12 protein-coding genes are annotated in these 17,995 nt (G+C 38.9%); 9 read left to right on the forward strand and 3 right to left on the reverse strand.

Features of this window, described 5'->3' with window-relative positions:
- Positions 1 to 5 precede the first annotated feature (5 nt).
- Together manA and ASG46_RS09305 are read left to right on the forward strand one after the other, a co-directional pair.
- A complete protein-coding gene (gene manA / locus ASG46_RS09300) occupies positions 6 to 956 on the forward strand; it encodes a mannose-6-phosphate isomerase, class I (protein ID WP_041507862.1) in 951 nt (316 codons plus the stop codon).
- 123 nt (positions 957 to 1,079) lie between these two features.
- Positions 1,080 to 3,710, forward strand: coding sequence for an N-acetylglucosaminidase (locus tag ASG46_RS09305; protein WP_056704265.1), 2,631 nt, complete (start codon positions 1,080 to 1,082; stop codon positions 3,708 to 3,710).
- A 17-nt stretch (positions 3,711 to 3,727) separates the two neighbouring features.
- On the opposite strand, the gene ASG46_RS09310 is transcribed toward ASG46_RS09305, so the two are convergent.
- Both ASG46_RS09310 and ASG46_RS09315 read right to left on the reverse strand, forming a co-directional pair.
- A complete protein-coding gene (locus tag ASG46_RS09310; protein ID WP_017368158.1) occupies positions 3,728 to 4,915 on the reverse strand; it encodes a CDP-glycerol glycerophosphotransferase family protein in 1,188 nt (395 codons plus the stop codon).
- Between the two features lie 11 nt (positions 4,916 to 4,926).
- The gene (locus ASG46_RS09315; protein WP_007499915.1) at positions 4,927 to 5,697 is read right to left on the reverse strand and encodes a WecB/TagA/CpsF family glycosyltransferase; all 771 of its coding nucleotides are present in this window, start codon (positions 5,695 to 5,697) and stop codon (positions 4,927 to 4,929) included.
- Between the two features lie 370 nt (positions 5,698 to 6,067).
- Between ASG46_RS09315 and tagD the strand changes: the two genes are divergently transcribed.
- The 6 genes from tagD (at position 6,068) to tagH (ending at position 15,514) form a co-directional block, all read left to right on the forward strand.
- Entirely contained in the window at positions 6,068 to 6,457 is a 390-nt protein-coding gene (gene tagD, locus ASG46_RS09320) for a glycerol-3-phosphate cytidylyltransferase (RefSeq protein WP_008343212.1), read from the forward strand.
- Between the two features lie 97 nt (positions 6,458 to 6,554).
- Positions 6,555 to 8,021 (forward strand): alpha-glucosyltransferase N-terminal domain-containing protein, encoded by a 1,467-nt coding sequence (locus tag ASG46_RS09325; protein ID WP_035389701.1) that lies wholly within the window; start codon positions 6,555 to 6,557, stop codon positions 8,019 to 8,021.
- A 47-nt stretch (positions 8,022 to 8,068) separates the two neighbouring features.
- The gene (locus tag ASG46_RS09330) at positions 8,069 to 10,339 is read left to right on the forward strand and encodes a CDP-glycerol glycerophosphotransferase family protein (protein WP_056704267.1); all 2,271 of its coding nucleotides are present in this window, start codon (positions 8,069 to 8,071) and stop codon (positions 10,337 to 10,339) included.
- Between the two features lie 182 nt (positions 10,340 to 10,521).
- On the forward strand, positions 10,522 to 12,888 hold the full coding sequence (locus tag ASG46_RS09335; RefSeq protein ID WP_019743383.1) for a CDP-glycerol glycerophosphotransferase family protein: 2,367 nt from the start codon (positions 10,522 to 10,524) through the stop codon (positions 12,886 to 12,888).
- A 174-nt stretch (positions 12,889 to 13,062) separates the two neighbouring features.
- On the forward strand, positions 13,063 to 13,890 hold the full coding sequence (locus tag ASG46_RS09340; RefSeq protein WP_008343200.1) for an ABC transporter permease: 828 nt from the start codon (positions 13,063 to 13,065) through the stop codon (positions 13,888 to 13,890).
- 19 nt (positions 13,891 to 13,909) lie between these two features.
- A complete protein-coding gene (gene tagH / locus ASG46_RS09345) occupies positions 13,910 to 15,514 on the forward strand; it encodes a teichoic acids export ABC transporter ATP-binding subunit TagH (RefSeq protein WP_056704268.1) in 1,605 nt (534 codons plus the stop codon).
- Positions 15,515 to 15,541: 27 nt separating this feature from the next.
- Here tagH and galU read toward each other — a convergent pair whose 3' ends face one another.
- A complete protein-coding gene (gene galU, locus ASG46_RS09350; RefSeq protein ID WP_008343198.1) occupies positions 15,542 to 16,423 on the reverse strand; it encodes a UTP--glucose-1-phosphate uridylyltransferase GalU in 882 nt (293 codons plus the stop codon).
- A gap of 268 nt (positions 16,424 to 16,691) precedes the next feature.
- Here galU and wecB point away from each other — a divergent pair, with 268 nt between their 5' ends.
- Entirely contained in the window at positions 16,692 to 17,831 is a 1,140-nt protein-coding gene (gene wecB, locus ASG46_RS09355; protein ID WP_035702223.1) for a non-hydrolyzing UDP-N-acetylglucosamine 2-epimerase, read from the forward strand.
- Positions 17,832 to 17,995: the final 164 nt, after the last annotated feature.

Genomic DNA, 17,995 nt, shown 5'->3' on the forward strand with positions numbered 1-17,995 from the left:
CCTGAATGAAGCAGTCACCAATTTTTTTACTGCCTGAATTGAAGGAGAGAATATGGGGAGGTACAGCCTTAAGGGATCAATTTGGCTATGATATTCCTTCTGATCAAACGGGAGAATGCTGGGCAATTTCTGCTCATCCAAACGGACCAAGTGTCGTGCAAGACGGTCCATATAAAGGGAAAACGCTGATCGAACTATGGAACAATCACAGAGAATTGTTTGGGGGAATAGAAGGCGATCGCTTCCCGCTCTTAACAAAAATTTTAGATGCAAACCAAGATTTATCCGTTCAAGTTCATCCAGATGATGATTATGCGGAAAGACATGAAAATGGTGAGCTTGGGAAAACAGAGTGCTGGTATATCATTGACTGCAAAGAAGGCGCAGAAATGATCTACGGTCATAATGCAAGGACGAGAACTGAGCTTGTGACCATGATGAACAGTGGAGATTGGGAAGGCCTTTTGCGGCGAGTGAAAATTAAGCCGGGCGATTTTTATTATGTGCCAAGCGGTACCATTCATGCACTATGTGAAGGCACACTGGTTCTCGAAACGCAGCAAAGTTCAGATACGACCTATCGGGTGTATGATTATGAACGAAAAGACCAAAATGGCCATGAACGTGAACTTCACTTCACGCAGGCCATTGATGTCACAACGGTTCCTCATGTAGACGGTTATGCAGATGAATCAGTAGAAACTCGTCCAGGGGTGACCATTAGAACATTTGTAGAAGCAGAATATTTCTCTGTGTATAAATGGGAAATTGATCAAAAAGTAGAGCTATCGCAAGATTATCCGTTTTTGCTGTGCAGCGTTATTAATGGGGAAGGGTCCTTAGAGCATAATGGACATACATATCCGCTGCCAAAAGGAGCCCATTTTATCCTGCCGGCTGAAACTGGGAACTTCACCATTGAAGGATCTTGTGAACTGATTGTGTCACATATATAAAGGTAAAGAGGACTTCGAGAGGTCCTCTTTTTTTCTAATGCATAAATGACTTGAAAGAGACTTGTTTTTGTCGATAAAGAGATTAGTAGACTATTATGCAAAGTTAAGAGAGGGACAGGGACCGTGAAAAAAACCATCAAGATTATGTTACTCGCAGCTGCCTTTGGTATGACATTACACACAGGCAAAGAAGTGCAAGCAGCCTCCTATGTCGATCAATCCATTTATACGATTAGCACCTCAAAAGTATTTACAACAGAAGCAGAAGTGAAAAAAGCGGTTGACACGTTGAAAAAGGATAAGAAATGGACAGCCACTTATCAAACGTCAGGAAATACATCGACCTATCAGCTAACTGCCTCAGGATATGACTCACAAGTAGCAGCTAATGCAAGTGCCGCTGCATTAAAAAAAGAGTTAGGCATGAGCGGTACGGTGTCTCCAGTAGGTGACCGCCTTCCTTTACAGAAAATCGTATCTGATCCAATCAACGATGAAAGTCAGGCGAAAAAACTGACGCTCGAGCTGACGAAAACATCAGGACTCAATAGCACGTATGAAGCTATCAATCAAAGCAGACCATCTTATCAGGTCATTTCAGGAGCCATTGATTCTGAAACGAAAGTCAAAAATATTCAAACCGAACTACAAAAACAGGCCGGAGTCACTAGTACATACCAAACCGAAAACAAAGCTGGCACCGTGTATCAGCTGATCTCAGGCAATATTGTCGGACAGAGTAAGGCAAATACCATCCTGCAAGGTTTTCAAAAGGAATCTGGTTTAAAAGCAGTACTCCAAACGGTAGCAGCAGGCAAACCGTATTACATCGTCACATCTGCTGCACAAACGAATCAGTCTAAAGCGCAAACCCTTCTGACCCAGCTGCAAAAAGAGGCGAAAATTAGCGGAAAGATTCAGAAGGCTGGAGCTGTTAAAAATGTATATAGCATGGAATCAGGCTATTTCAAAGACAGTAAGCAAGCAGCCTCAGCGGCGGCTCAGATCAAAAAACAAGCTGGTGCGTCAGGTACTGTGCAGCGAGTAGGGAAAACGAAAAATTATATCGTAAAGCTCAATCAATTAAATGACACAACTTACGCAAAAACAGTTGCTTTTTTCAAGAAAAAGAAATGGCGCTATACGTCTAAAAAGATCTCCTCTACACAGCCATATCAAGTAGTGACTGGGAATCTTTTGGGCGATGATCAAGCGAAAAAAGCAACGGCATTTTTCCAAAAGAAAAAAGTATCCGCCACAACGAAAAAAACAGGCAAAGCATCTGACAGCACGTATCGACTTGTTGTGAATCAAGCAACGGATCAGACAAAAGTAAATAAAGGTGCTGCATACTTAAAAGCACAAAAGGTGACAAGCAGCATCACAACAGGCAAGGGGCAAGCCGTCAGTAAAGCATACAGCCTGATGACAACTCCTGTATATGATCAAAGCAAAGTAAAGCAGGCGCAAGAGATCATGAAAAAAAATGGAGTTGCCAGTAGTACAAAAACATTAACAGAAGCTGTTAAGCAATACCGTATTACGACAGAGGCAACTGTGAATCAGACAAAACTGAATCAAGCCTTAAGTTATTTAACCAAACAAAAAATGAAAGCAGCCGCTCAAAAAACGGGAGCAACTGATTATGGTCAATATCAGATCAAAACAGGGGTTATTTCGACTGCTGCCTTAAGAGACCAAGGCATGACATTCTTCAAAAAGCGAAATGAACCAGCTGCTTATACAACAACGACAAAACCGGCATATAAAATCAACATCACACAGCAGTTTACAGGGTTACCAAATGCGAATGCGGCCATTGCTTTTGTGAAAAGCCAATACGGCTGGACAGCCACTGCGACCAAAATCAAAAATGGTCCAATGGTGATGCAGACGAATTATAACCTCACAGTCAATGAGATGGTAAACAAACAAATGAAGGTGTCGCCGCAGACAGATGGTGCAGCCTATGTCTATGCGACATATGTAGACCCAGCGACATCCACAGTGAATACAGACGGGCTAAATGTCCGTTCTACACCTGATTCAAGTTCGGCTAGCAACATCGTCGCACAGCTGAACAAAGGAACAAAAGTGAAGCAGCTTGGAAAAGAAGGCAACTGGATCAAGATCAGCCTCGGCTGGAGAAATGCGAGTTCAGCAGAAGTATTAAAATATGTAGACCCAGCGAATATCGCGGAGGGCACTCAATCTTATTTTCAATTTCTCAAACTCTCTGAAGCTGCAAATCTCAACCCGACTGAAGTGAATACGAAGATTTTAGCAGGGAAAGGCATTCTTGCCGGAAAAGGACAAGCCTTTATCACAGCAGCGAAAACGTATCATATTAACGAAATCTATCTCATTTCACATGCATTGCTTGAAACAGGCAACGGCAGTTCCATTTTAGCGAACGGTACGAAGTTTAATGATAGAATCGTGTATAACATGTATGGCATTGGTGCATATGACAGTAACCCGAATTACCTCGGTGCAAAGTATGCGTATGAACAGCAATGGTTCACACCAGAGGCAGCCATTATTGGCGGGGCAAAATTCATTGGCAACAGCTATATCAATAACGCCACATACAAACAAGATACCATTTACAAAATGCGGTGGTCTGCGACAGCGACTCACCAATATGCAACAGATATTGGCTGGGCTTCTAAACAGGTCACTCGTATGTATAGTTTGTATAACTTACTTGATAACTATACGCTGTATTATGATATCCCCGTGTATAACAAATAAAAAAACGTCCGTGCTTCTTAATGAGAAGCCGGACGTTTTTTGTGTAAGAGCTGATGTTCAATAAAGGAAAGAAGCTGCTGACTTGATTTCCCTTTTGAATATTGGTTCCATTCCTCAGCAAAGGTTTTCAATAAGTCTTGATTGGCTGATTCGTTTAGCCCCTTAAGCTCCTTTAAGAGCATATCTTGTGTGACGCAAGCCTTTCCTGGAATAATGTCTTCATAACGTTCGACTAAACCGCGTTTCATGCGATAAGTCTCTAGATCGTAAGTGAAGAACAAAACAGGCTTTCGGAGCAGCGCATATTCAAACACAATGGACGAATAATCTGTAATCAGGACATCGCATACAGAGAGCAATGGAAAGAGCGGCTGATCGGACACATCAAATATCCACTCACCATCTGTTTCTGCTTTGGCTAAATGTTTCACTGCAGGATGAAGTTTGACGAGCAGGATATAGTCACCATTCAGCTCTCTATGCAATTGTTCTTTAGAAAAAGGTAAGACAAGACCGTCCATTGCAAAGTCCCGGTAGGTCGGCGCATACAGCAGCACTTTTTTGCCTTTTGGAAAAATATCCGTCTGAAAGGAAATAGGGCGCTCATCATAGTACGCATCTGTGAATGGTACACCTGTTGGCAGAAAACGATCGTCCTTGACGCCAAATGAAGTTTTGAAAATCTCGCGCATGTGATCTGAGCCAGTAACGATATAATCGAAAGACGCATAGACCCGCTTGAAACGCTGCAGATCACGAGAACTCCGGTGATGATTTGAAGCATCTTCAAGACCAAACTTTTTCAAAGCACCATTGGCGTGCCACACTTGAATACAAGTGGTAGAAGGTCTATTTCTTAGCACACTTGTCATCAGAAAATAATTATCTGTGACGACAACTTTGCTTTTTAGCATCGTATAGATACATTGAATGAGATGGAAGGGATTTTTTTCATGAAAATAGCGAAATGACACATGAGGCACGTCCTTTTCTATCACGGAAGCATGCTTCGTATAGAGGACAGTGAGCTTCATTGTCATATTCGCCTGTTGTTGATAAGTATCGATGAGAGCAGCTGCATTCTCTTGGAATGAAACAAGCAGCGTCACCTGATTGTCACGAGGTTTCACGCCGCTCATGAGCCATCCAGCAAAAGAAACAAAAGCTGCATAGCATGAGATGATCATTGAGCGTATATTCATCATATATCAGTCTCTCACAGCTGCTTCGTCTGATCTTTTACTTGCTCAGGATAGTAGCGCTTTTTCCCTTTGTTTTCTTTTAATACGGCAAAAGCGTACTTTGGGATATTCAGCATTCGTTTCCATCTCCACGGATTGACAATGAGTCTGTACAGCCATTCCGTATTTGTTTTAATCATCCAGCGTGGTGCACGCTTCACCGTACCGCTAAATACATCAAAGCTTCCACCTAAACCGATACAAACAGCTTGCGGGAACAAATGACGGTATTCATAAATAAAGTTCTCTTGGTTTGGATAACCTAAAGCAACAAACACCATATCTGCTTTTGAACGAGCAATTTGTTTTGCCACAAATCGTTTATCCGCTTGATAACCATCACAGCTGCCTGCAATCACCACATTTGGATATTCTGTATCAATTCGCTGTTTGACAGCCTCGAGCACTTCTTCTTTCGCCCCATATAAAAAAATACTTTTAGATTGCTTGTTTGCAAGATCAAGCATAGACATGAACACATCAAAACCTGCAATTCTTGATTTCAATGGACTTTGCGTCATGCGTGACATCAACACAACACCTACACCATCCGGCAGTACATAATCCGCGGAAGAAACGACTTGATGATATGCATCATCCTTCATGACAGCATAGCCGATCTCTGGATTCACTGTCGCAATCATGGCGCCTCTTCTCTGGGAAATATGATGCTGGTTGATATAGCTAATAAATTCATCTAAGTCACCATTAACATAAGAAAGGTTAGAGACCACTTCTGTTTGCATTGTTCAGACCTCCTTTTTCATTTTGTTATCTATGAAACGTTCATTGTAAATTCATTCTTCGCCTACTCATCATTTTATCACAGTTGCTCCATGAAATATTAACAATAACTTTACAATCCTTTAAATTTCGTGACATTTTGATAACTTCATATGGAAGGTGCTTCATAAAACATTGATTTTTCGGACTTTACGTTCCGTGCCCATTAAATTGGAAATAGTTTGTCTTTACATCTGCTTAACGTTTGTTAGGCGCTGTGATATAATGAGGTTCCGAAGAGCGAAAAACACGATCGAAGATAAAAGGATTACGGATAAACATTACTGCTTGAAGCAGTCGAATAAGGAATGAAGAAAGGAGTTTATGTTTGCAATGAAGAAAGTTATTACTTACGGTACATTTGATTTATTACACTGGGGGCACATTAAGCTGCTAGAGCGTGCAAAGCAGCTTGGAGATTACTTAGTGGTAGCCATCTCGACAGATGAATTTAATTTACAAAAATCCAAAAAGGCTTATCATAGCTACGAGCATCGAAAGCTGATTTTAGAAACCATTCGTTATGTAGACGAAGTCATTCCAGAAAACAGCTGGGATCAAAAAGTCCGCGATGTACAAGAGCATGACATTGATGTCTTTGTCATGGGAGATGACTGGGAAGGTAAATTCGATTTCTTGAAAGAGCATTGCGAAGTCGTTTACTTGAAGAGAACAGAAGGTATCTCGACAACTCAAATTAAGGAAGAAATTGCGGGACTTTAATAGATCGAAAAAAAGTACTTCTTATCTTTTGGTGAGAAGTGCTTTTTCATGTAAAATACAATGAGCAAGTTATCATGATTTTTAAGGAGAGCTTCCTTTGTTTCAAAATTGGATGAAGAAAAAAGTTGAAGATACATTGGATCAACCTGAACAAAATGAAACGATGACATTAGTTGAAATTCCTGACATGGACTACTACTTTATTGTAGGTGACGTACCAAATGAGGAAGACGGCTTAACGAAGTCTTTAAAAGCAAGAATAGAGCCATTGGCTGAGAAACATAAACGTACTGCGATGTTAACTTTGAATTTCGATGTAAATGTGAAGGAACGTATTCGCCGCTTGGAGGAGACCTTTCATCCTCAAATTGACATCCTGAATGTATTTGAACATTACATTCTGCCAGAGAGCGGAAGTAAAAGGTATTATTCGGAGTTTATTGCGGGTGAAGTACCTCAATCCATCAATGAAGCAGTTATCCCGGCAGATACATCGACCATTCAGGTGACGAGATATGAACTGCCTTCTTCCCCAATCTGTATGATTGATCAATATAATGAAGAGCAGCAATTAGTGAAGAGAGAAGAATACAATTGGCAGGGAGCTTTACGCAGAGTTCAAAGCTTTGTTCCTCATACAGGTGCTCTCTATTTAGAAGAATTGATCAAGGACGATGGCAGCATTTTTATGGAGATCATCTATGCTGGTGATGCAAAAAAGAATCCAGTCCGTCACATTAATTGGTATAAAAAAACAGGAATTCAAACATTTACAAAGAAGACGGATATAAAACAACAATGGCTATCCAGCATTCAATTACAAAATGACCGGTTAAAACTGATGGTCACAGAGGACCGGGACCAGGACCGCCATTTGTTTAAAATAGATCAACCGGAATCAACTTATTATGCTGCTTTTGTGCATGAAGCCCATTATGAGGAAAATCCGCACCATATCAATTCTCAATATGGAGAATTATTCAAACAAATAAGAAAACAGCAAGTGGATGCCGTCTTCTTTGGCGATACTAAGCATAAAGAAGATGTTGAGAAGGTTTTAGGAGAACAAACTTATTTCTACCATGTGCCTTCTGATGAAATGTCAGCTTGGAAAACAGTACTTCATCAGATGCTGGAAAACCGTATACGTAAAGATGAGCTGAGAAAGATCGTGGATCGCACGAAATGGGTGCTGCATGATCTTAGCTCTGAACACCATGTTCTTCATCTTCAGCTTAAGATGACAGACGAAATGAGCCAAGCGGATCATGTGGAAATTGATTTTGCAGGATATGATCGAGTGAATGGAGCTAAAATCATTTCTCAAACAATTGATGAGAATGATCAAGTCAGTTTCCCAATTGGTCATTTTCAAACAAAGAAAAACATCGAAACCAACCAAACAAAATTTGTGGATTTTTACATCCGCTTTAAAACAGAAGAACTTCAAGAAGTTTTGCAACGTCTAGAAGTAGAGGGAGAGCTCCTTACCAATAAACCATCTTCAATTGATGGTTGGTCGTATCAAACGAAACAGGGGAACTATTCTTGGAAAGTAAAATAATGATACAAATAACGGTAAGATTTTTGAACAGAGGAGATTAACGATTAATGATTGAAGAGGGAATCCATAAGAAGAGTGTCGTTGAAGGTTTAAAAAATCATCATGAAAAATTGGAAATGCTCGTTCGCATCTACGATGACATGCCATTAGCAGATAGAGAGTTTTATCTGTTTATGAGGGAAAGGGTCTCAAAACAAGAACTATTCCTCCCGCTTGTTCATCAAGAAGAGAATCTATTCAAATTGGTACTGAGTGAAGCATCGCTTCCGCTTGCGTTAGAGCAAGGCCAGACATACAACTTATATGTCACGGACTATCTGAGCGCAAACAAAGAAGAGGACGAAGACGAGCTCGAAGACTCAGCCTATGATTCTGATTCGGAAGAAGAGGATGAAGACGCAAAAGAAGCGGATACCAGCGCAACTTCCGAAATAGAAGAAAAAACACCATATTATAAACGTCGTTTGAAAATGGAAATTGAAACGCCAGAGCTGACATTTTTAGAAAATAAAGAAGCGCTGTTGTATGTTATTCCATATCGTACAGACAAAGGCAATGCTTCATTGAAAATCAAACGGGAGCTCAAAGTTGTGAAATTCCATCATATCGAGCTCAACAAAGAATGCACGCTATCTTTATCTGGGTATGCAGGCGTTCTAAGTGCAGAGCATCCTTATCAGATCAAAGAAGTAAAGCTTCTATTGAAGAAAAATGGTGAGGAACCAGTTGAGCATCGTTTTCCTGTCAAGATGACACATAAAAAAGATGAAGTCATTCAATATCGTGACGACCATCAAACACCACAACTGTATCAATTTTCAGCAGAAGTTCCTTTAGAGGAGTTAACTTATTCCTTAAACAAACGGTTTGTCTATCGCTTCTATTTTGAGTTTATTTGCGATGTTAACGGAGTGGAAGAAACGTTAACAACAACTTCTTTAGTGCTTGGAGATCGTTCAAACAAACTCAAAGGACTTGTTCAAATTCATAAAAGAAACGATGTACCGATTCGATATGAAGTGTACAGAAAGAAAAAAAGACAAACTTTAGGCATCCGAATTAATGATTACACCATGAAGACACGTGCTAAGTACTACGTAAAAAGCAAGTGGAAGAAATTCAAGAAGCAAGTGGGTAAGATTAAAAAAGTTCGCAATCGCCTTGTGACAAGTACTTTCCAAACGACCTTTACACTGGCGAGTAAACTGTCCGTCAAAAAGAAAACCGTTATTTTTGAGAGCTTTAATGGGAAACAATTCAGCTGTAACCCGCGTGCTATTTATGAATATATGAAAGAAAATCACCCTGAATATAAACTGATCTGGAGTGTTAAAAAAGGGCATGAAGCACCGTTTAAGGAAAAAGGCATCTATTATATCAATCGTCTGTCATTGAAATGGATTTTTGCGATGGCAAGAGCCGAGTATTGGGTCGTAAATAGCCGTTTGCCGCTATGGGTTCCAAAGCCAGATCACACAACATACCTGCAGACTTGGCATGGTACGCCATTAAAACGACTGGCAATGGACATGGACGAGGTGCATATGCCTGGAACAAACACGAAGAAGTACAAAAAGAATTTCACGAAAGAAGCATCGAATTGGGATTATCTGATTTCTCCTAATGCATACTCGACTGAAATCTTTACCCGTGCGTTCCAATTCCAAAAGACCATGATTGAGTCAGGATATCCGAGAAATGATTTTCTTCACAATCAAAACAATGAAGAAACAATGAGAGCGCTCAAACAAAAAATGAACTTGCCGCTTGATAAAAAATTGATTTTATATGCACCGACATGGAGAGACGATCAATTTTATAAAAAAGGGCAGTACAAATTTGATTTAGACCTTGATCTGCATGAGCTACGAGCATCTATCGGAGAAGAATATATCATCATCCTTCGTATGCACTATTTAGTAGCGGAAAACTTTGATCTCGGACCATATGAAGGCTTTGCCTATGACTTCTCTCATTACGAAGACATTCGAGACCTTTATATGATTTCCGACCTACTCATTACAGATTACTCTTCCGTGTTCTTTGATTATGCAAACCTTAAACGTCCGATGCTGTTCTATGTACCAGACATCGAAACATATCGTGACAAGCTCAGAGGATTCTACTTCGACTTTGAACAAGAAGCACCAGGACCACTTGTAAAAGAAACATCACGCGTGATTGAATGGGTAAGAGAAACAGAACAGCCGACATTTACATTACCACCTTCATTTACGCCGTTTTATGAAAAATTCTGCTACCTAGAGAGCGGAGAGTCATCGAAGCGTGTGGTGGAAGTAGTGTTTTCTGAAAAATAGTAAAAAAAGTACCGTTCCTCTCATGTAGAACGGTACTTTTTTGTTTTTTTTATTCCATTGTACACATATTTAAAAGTAATGGTAAAAATAAAAAAACATAGAAATTTAACAGTAAACATGCTAAATTTAGATAAGATTATCCGGTATTGTAAATATGCTGAAAATAATATAGAGGTGCTTCAATGTACAAACTTTATCATAATTTTATAGAAATTCTAAATTTAGATGAACATAAGCTAGTAATATATATTGACGAAATAGAGAAGTTGTCCACTTTTGAATTTAAAGAGTTAAATGTAAACGATTCAAAGTGGATTTGTAAAATTGATGTAAAGGATCAAATGATTTTTGAATCCACAATAGATCATTCTAATGAAATGATTTATCTCTATGCTAAGGATCAAAATTTGTATATCTTGAAAGAAAGCTCTGACATGATTCAGCCAAAACAAATACATTCAATTGAAATTAACAATCAATTTGAAAAAATCTATGTTAAACAATTAGGATTAGACCGCTATGGCTTGTACAGTGGAGAAAAGGAACTGTTGTTATTTTCAGGGCTGCTAAATGTAGATGAGATCAATCAAAATTACAAAATGGATTTAGCCATTGATGGAGAAGAAAAAAGATTTGTGGACATCTCCTTTATCATATATGGTCTTTTCCACTTTGTTATTACGTACGATTGTCAAAATAAAGAACTAAATGTTAGAAAAATCTTGTTTGATGTGATGCAGGAACATAAAGAGATTGAAGTGACTGTAAATAACCGTAATCAAATCAAAATTCTAAATAAGGTAACTGAGCAAAAGAAAATCGTCAACTTTAGACTCGTTCCTACATATCAGCCGCTTAAGATTTTCGGTAAAGATACATTAGAGCAATTCAAAGAAGATAACATTCTTAATATTCTAGTGATAAATAAACAAAGATATTACATATATGTAAGAACAAATGGTGTTTATTTAGTAAGAGGAAATCCATATCTTGTCACAAAACACACTTCTAGATTACGTATTTTTAGTTTGTTTAATAGCTTCTATGTTTATGGAAGACTGACTCATTACGCATATAATTCAGACCAGAAGTATGAATATCTTTATATTAGAAACTCTGAGCACCAATTGGCGAAATTTACAAGACCATTTAGAAAGATCAAGTTTCTGAAAAGATATGGCTTCTTTAAAATTTCGTTAAATGATCTTGATTTAGATAGCAGAATCCACAATAACTTGTTCGTAGGAAATGATCACCGGATTATCCATAGTTTAAGATTGAAAAAAAGAGATAAAAAGGTTAAGACATATATCACGAAAAAGAATGGGGACAAGCTACAAGTACTAAGAACAAATCTTTTTGGAAATGTCACGTCAACTATTATTCCTTATTCTGAGGAATATTCTTTATTTAGTAAGGTCAAAATAAAAGTAGCGAGCATTTTATCATCGTTTTATAAAGACAAAAAATATGGTGTCAATTTGTTTTTTGAGAAAAAGAGTGACAAAGCAGATGAATCAGCTATTAGGGTTTATGACTATGTTCAAGAGAATTGTCAAACAGACTCAAAGAATTACTTTATTCTCAATAAGAAATCCAGTGCATATCCAGCATTGAAGGCGAAATATGGAAAAGGAATCATTCCGAAATATAGTCTGAGACACTATTTAAGTATTTTTAATGCCAGTTATTTTATTTCAAGTGAGCTATCTAACCATGTTCTGAATGATAGACTATATATTGATCATCTTAGAGAGAGAATCATGAGTGTTCCGCTCGTATTTTTACAGCATGGCATTATGTTTGCTAAGCCAGTTGATAATCCAATGGCTTTTGGATTCCATAAAGACAAGAACCAATACAATATTTATAAATCAGTCATCAGCTCTGAATTAGAAGCCGGTGAGTTTTATAAAATGAACTATGACCGTGATGATTTAATTTTGACCGGGCTTGCGACCTTTGACCATGCAAAGTTAGTAGAGGGTGCAGATAAGATTGCCTTCATGCCAACTTACCGATATTGGGAAGAGGGGCTTATTTATACGAATAGAATTGAGGAAACCTCTTATTATAGAGTTCTAATTAAAATCATTAAAAGCTTTGAAGAAGCAGGCTTGCTTGATCGTCTTTTACTTGTACCGCATAATAAATTTTCACAATATGTGTATCAGAATTTACCGCAGTATAAACATATTATTTCTGATAACCCTTCAGAAGCGCTAAAAGTGTCGAAAGTGTTTATTACAGATTATTCTTCTGCTATTTATGATGCGCAATATAGAGGAGCCTACCCGATCTTTTATTGGGAAGAGAAAGATTACTTAATTAGACAGTACAAGGCCATTCCGCCTGTGAACGAAGAGAATGCACCAGGTCCAATTGCATATAACACTCAAGACCTGATTCGTATTGTCAAACATGCAATCGATCATCAGTATGTGGTAGAAGATGAGTATAAAGAAAAATATTTGAAGATCAATAGCTTTAACGATAATCAAAATACAAAAAGAATTACTGATTTCTTAAAAGAGCATCAAATCATCTAACATCTGAGGGGCCCCCTGAATCTACGATCGCAAGGATTCAGGGGGATTTTTAGTTTCTTGAATAAATGATACGACTTTTGTTATAAGATGAAATGTGAATCGTTATCTGTTACAATTATGAGCGGTGCTTTTTAAAAAAGTGATCCCAAAAACTTATATCTAAGGAAGATTAGAATGAACGCAATGTTGACGATACTGAAGGAGCAAATCAGCTCATTTTCGCTGATTATGCGACTTGCTGTTTATGAAACAAAATCAAAATATCAGATGAATTATTTAGGTGTTTTATGGCAGTTTTTAAATCCATTGATTCAAATGCTGGCTTACTGGTTTGTTTTTGGTTTAGGCATTCGCGGAGGACAGCCAATTGTCATTGGAGGCATGGAGGTTCCATTTATCATCTGGATGCTTGCTGGATTAATACCGTGGTTCTTCATTAGTCCGACGATCCTTGATGGATCAAACAGTGTGTTTAAACGCATTAATATGGTATCAAAAATGAATTTTCCGATTAGTGCGCTGCCGTCTGTGGTCATTATGTCCAACTTATTCAGCTATTTTGTCATGATGGGTGTCTATCTCATTGTGTTGATTTCTTATGGCATATATCCTGACGCGCATTGGCTACAATATATTTACTACCTTATATGTATGATCGCGTTTATGTTTTCGTTTAGTTTGTTTAATTCAACAATTAGTGTACTCGTAAGGGACTATCAATTTCTTTTACAATCAGTGACACGTTTACTTTTCTTTTTGCTGCCGATTTTTTGGAATATCTCAGAGAAGCTCACTGGAGACAAAGCATGGATAGGAGATATTTTAAGATTAAATCCTCTTTTCTACATTATTGATGGTTTCAGAAATAGCTTGTTAAAGGGAGAATGGTTCTTCCATGATGTGAAATATACGCTTTATTTCTGGCTGATTACGCTTCTTTTTTTAACAGTCGGTTCATTGCTTCATATGAAATTTAGGGATAAATTTGTCGATTTTCTTTAAAAAGTAAGGAGATTATACGATGAAACTAAAGGTTTCGTTTCGAAACGTATCCAAGCAGTACGTCTTATATAAAAAGCAGTCTGACAAGATCAAAGGGCTGTTTTTTCCTAATAAAAATGAAAAAGGTTTCTTTGCCGTTCGTGATGTGTCGTTTGATGTCTATGAAGGAGAGACGATTGGTTTTGTAGGGATCAACGGTTCTGGGAAATCCACGATGTCGAACCTTCTAGCGAAAATCATTCCACCGACAAGTGGTGAGATTGATATGGACGGCCAGCCATCGTTAATTGCCATTGCGGCAGGGCTGAACAATCAGTTAAGCGGTAAAGACAACATTCGTTTAAAATGCTTAATGATGGGTCTGACAAATAAGGAAATTGACGATCTTTATGAAAAAATCGTAGAGTTTGCGGATATTGGAGACTTTATAGACCAGCCTGTAAAGAGCTATTCAAGCGGAATGAAATCCCGTCTTGGTTTTGCTATTTCAGCACATATAGATCCAGATATCCTCATTATTGATGAGGCACTGTCTGTAGGAGACCAAACCTTCTATCAAAAATGTGTGGATCGCATCACCGAATTCAAAGAACAAGGAAAGACGATCTTTTTTGTCAGTCACTCCATTAGTCAAATCCAAAAAATCTGTGATCGGGTTGCTTGGATGCATTATGGTGAACTTCGTATGTTTGATGATACGAAAAAGGTTGTGAAAGAGTATAAGGAGTTTGTTGATTGGTTTAACAAGCTTTCCAAGAAAGAAAAAAAGGAATACCAATTGAAGCACAAAGAAGGTCGAAAAGGCGTACAAAAGACAGAGAAGGTGTCTCGTTATCATGAGAACGGGAAACGACGTTCATTTTTTGGACCGGCATTTCAAGTGACCATGATAGCTGTTTTAACCATCTTACTTGCCCTTTCAATGTTTTCGGATCGCCCGCTTCGTACACTGGCAACATTTGGTGCAATTCCTTCAGGTAAAACAGAGGCGCCTCAGTCAACGAACCATGAGACGAAAGGTGCACCTAATGATATGAAAAAGATTGACCAACAGGCCATAGTTAAGGCAGATCCAATGACGGTTTATACAGACAGGGCCCTGAAAAAAAGGGCAGACGTCACATTATCGTTTGGACAAGAAGTAAAGGCTGTGGCTAAAAATAAACAAGCCGTTCAAATCAAAACAGCATCAGAGACGTATTATGTGAAACCTGATGCGCTACAAAACGCAGATGAATTGAAGCCGTTATCCATCGGACCAGCACAGTTCAATTCCTACGTATCACCCGCATCTGCAGGTTCGTATGAGTACTTACTTTCTTTTCTTGGAAAAGAAGAGTCTGTGCTGAAGCAAAGAATGCAGACACTTAGCTCGGTCAAAAGTGAACAAGGCAATACCATTGAGCGGCTGACCACTGAGAAAACCGATTATGTGATTGAAAATGGCCAGGCAAATACGATGGTGTTCCGCGAGATCATGCCCATCTCTCCTTCAACACTTGGACTGACAGAACAGGATGTCTGGATGAATGAGAAACAAACGAAGTTCGCAGTAAAGGGCGAACATAACCTGTTTGTCATTGATAATGAACAGCATACGCTGACTGTTTCAGCGACCAAATAAAAAAGCTGCCGATGCCGGCAGCTTTTTTTAATTCACTTCTTCTTTTTCAAGAAGTTGTTTCATAAATGGAATGAGTTTTTTCTTGAGCTCTTCATCTTGAAGGGCAAACTCTAGCGTCGTTTCAATGAAACCTTGCTTCTCTCCGACATCATATCGTTTTCCTTCAAAGTCATAGGCAAATACACGCTGGATGTCATTGAGCTTTTGGATGGCATCTGTCAGCTGAATTTCTCCGCCTGCACCAATTTCTTGTTGATCAAGGTACATAAAGATCTCCGGCGTGAAAATGTAGCGCCCTAAAATGGCTAAATTGGATGGTGCGGTTCCTTGCGGCGGCTTTTCAACAAAGTTTTTCACTTGGTAGCGGCGCCCTTCTTGGGTAAGAGGGTCAATGATCCCGTAGCGATGCGTATCGCTGTCCGCTACCTGCTGAACGCCGATCACGGACGAAAGGGTTTTTTCATATTCATCCATCAGCTGGCGAAGTCCAGGTGTTTCGGCTTGGACAATATCATCACCTAATAAAACAGCAAAGGGTTCATCACCGATAAAGTTGCGTGCGCACCAAACGGCGTGTCCGAGTCCTTTAGGTTCCTTTTGGCGAATATAATGAATATCAGCAATATTAGAGGATTTTCTCACCTTTTCTAAAAGCTCACTCTTTCCTTTTTCCTCTAGATTGCGCTCAAGCTCTGGCGCAAAATCGAAATGATCCTCAATGGCTCTTTTCCCTTTTCCAGTGACAATAATAATGTCTTCAATTCCTGACTCAACGGCTTCTTCAATAATATATTGAATGGTTGGTTTATCAACGATTGGTAGCATTTCTTTAGGCATAGCCTTTGTGGCAGGGAGGAAACGTGTTCCGAGACCTGCAGCTGGTATTATGGCTTTACGTACTTTTTTCAATGAACTTTGCACCTTCCTTACATAGATAACCGATTTAATAATCAATGTTAGTTCTTGGTCGTCTTTATAAAGTGTAACTTACAAATCATAGGAAAGACAAATGATTTCACTAAAAATGATTTTTAGATAGTTTACATTTTATATGTTAAATGTAAAGGAGGGTGAATGATAACGTTAATTCAATGTAAATTTCTTTTTTATATCATTAAATTTATCCTCCAAATTGTGTATAATTGAAAGTATTATACTAGGAAAGAGGCATAAACAAGTGAAAAAACTAAATGTAATGACTATTTTCGGTACTAGACCTGAAGCAATCAAAATGGCTCCACTTGTCCTTGAACTTAATAAACATCCACAAATAAATTCAATTGTCACTGTAACAGCTCAGCATAGAGAAATGCTAGATCAAGTTCTTGAGGCATTTTCTATTACGCCAGACCATGATCTAAACATCATGAAGCAGCGCCAAACATTATCTGAAATTACATCAAATGCATTGTTGAAACTAGATCAATTATTCCAAGAGGAAAAACCTGATATTGTCCTTGTTCATGGAGACACCACTACAACCTTTGCAGGAAGCTTGGCCGCATTCTACCACCAAATTTCTGTCGGCCACGTCGAAGCGGGTTTAAGAACTCACAATAAATACTCACCGTTCCCTGAGGAATTGAACCGCCAAATGACAGGCACTATTGCTGACATTCATTTTGCCCCTACGGCTGAGGCGAAGCAGAATCTTTTAGTAGAAAATAAAAAAGAAGAGACCATCTGTGTGACAGGGAATACGGCCATTGATGCCCTGCAAACAACAGTCACAGAACAATATCAACATCCAATTTTAGAGAAGATCGGTTCAGATAAAATGATCTTATTAACGGCTCATCGCAGAGAAAATCTCGGCCAGCCGATGAAAAACATGTTTAGAGCGATTAGACGTATTGTAGAAGAGTTTGAAGATGTTCAGGTTGTATATCCTGTACATTTAAACCCTGCTGTTCGTGATGCGGCTCAGACAGAATTCAGTGATCTTGATCGTGTGCACTTAATTGAGCCGCTCGAAGTAGTTGATTTCCATAACTTCGCTGCTGCCTCGCACTTTATTCTAACGGATTCTGGCGGTGTACAAGAGGAGGCGCCTTCTCTAGGGAAGCCAGTACTAGTGCTGCGCGATACAACAGAACGCCCTGAAGGTGTGAAAGCTGGTACGCTGAAGCTCGCAGGTACAGATGAAGAGACCATTTACAACATGGCAAAACAGCTTCTAGTCGATCAGAAAGAGTACGACAACATGTCAAAGGCGTCTAATCCATATGGTGATGGACAAGCGTCAAAACGAATTGTCGAAGAGCTTCTCCATCGCTATGGTTTAAGTGATGAAAAACCAGCCCCATTCCAATCATAAAAAAAGAAGACTACATTCCTGTAGTCTCAGGCTGTCGAGAAAATCTCGACAGCTTTATTTTTTCCCTTAAATTTTCCACTATCCCATTTTATAATAGAGAAAAGCATACTAAAGGAAGGTGTTTTTCTCATGTTCCACACTAGAAATTCTTCTCAGCACGAAGC

Source organism: Bacillus sp. Leaf49 (assembly GCF_001426125.1).
Classification (GTDB): domain Bacteria; phylum Bacillota; class Bacilli; order Bacillales; family Bacillaceae; genus Bacillus; species Bacillus altitudinis.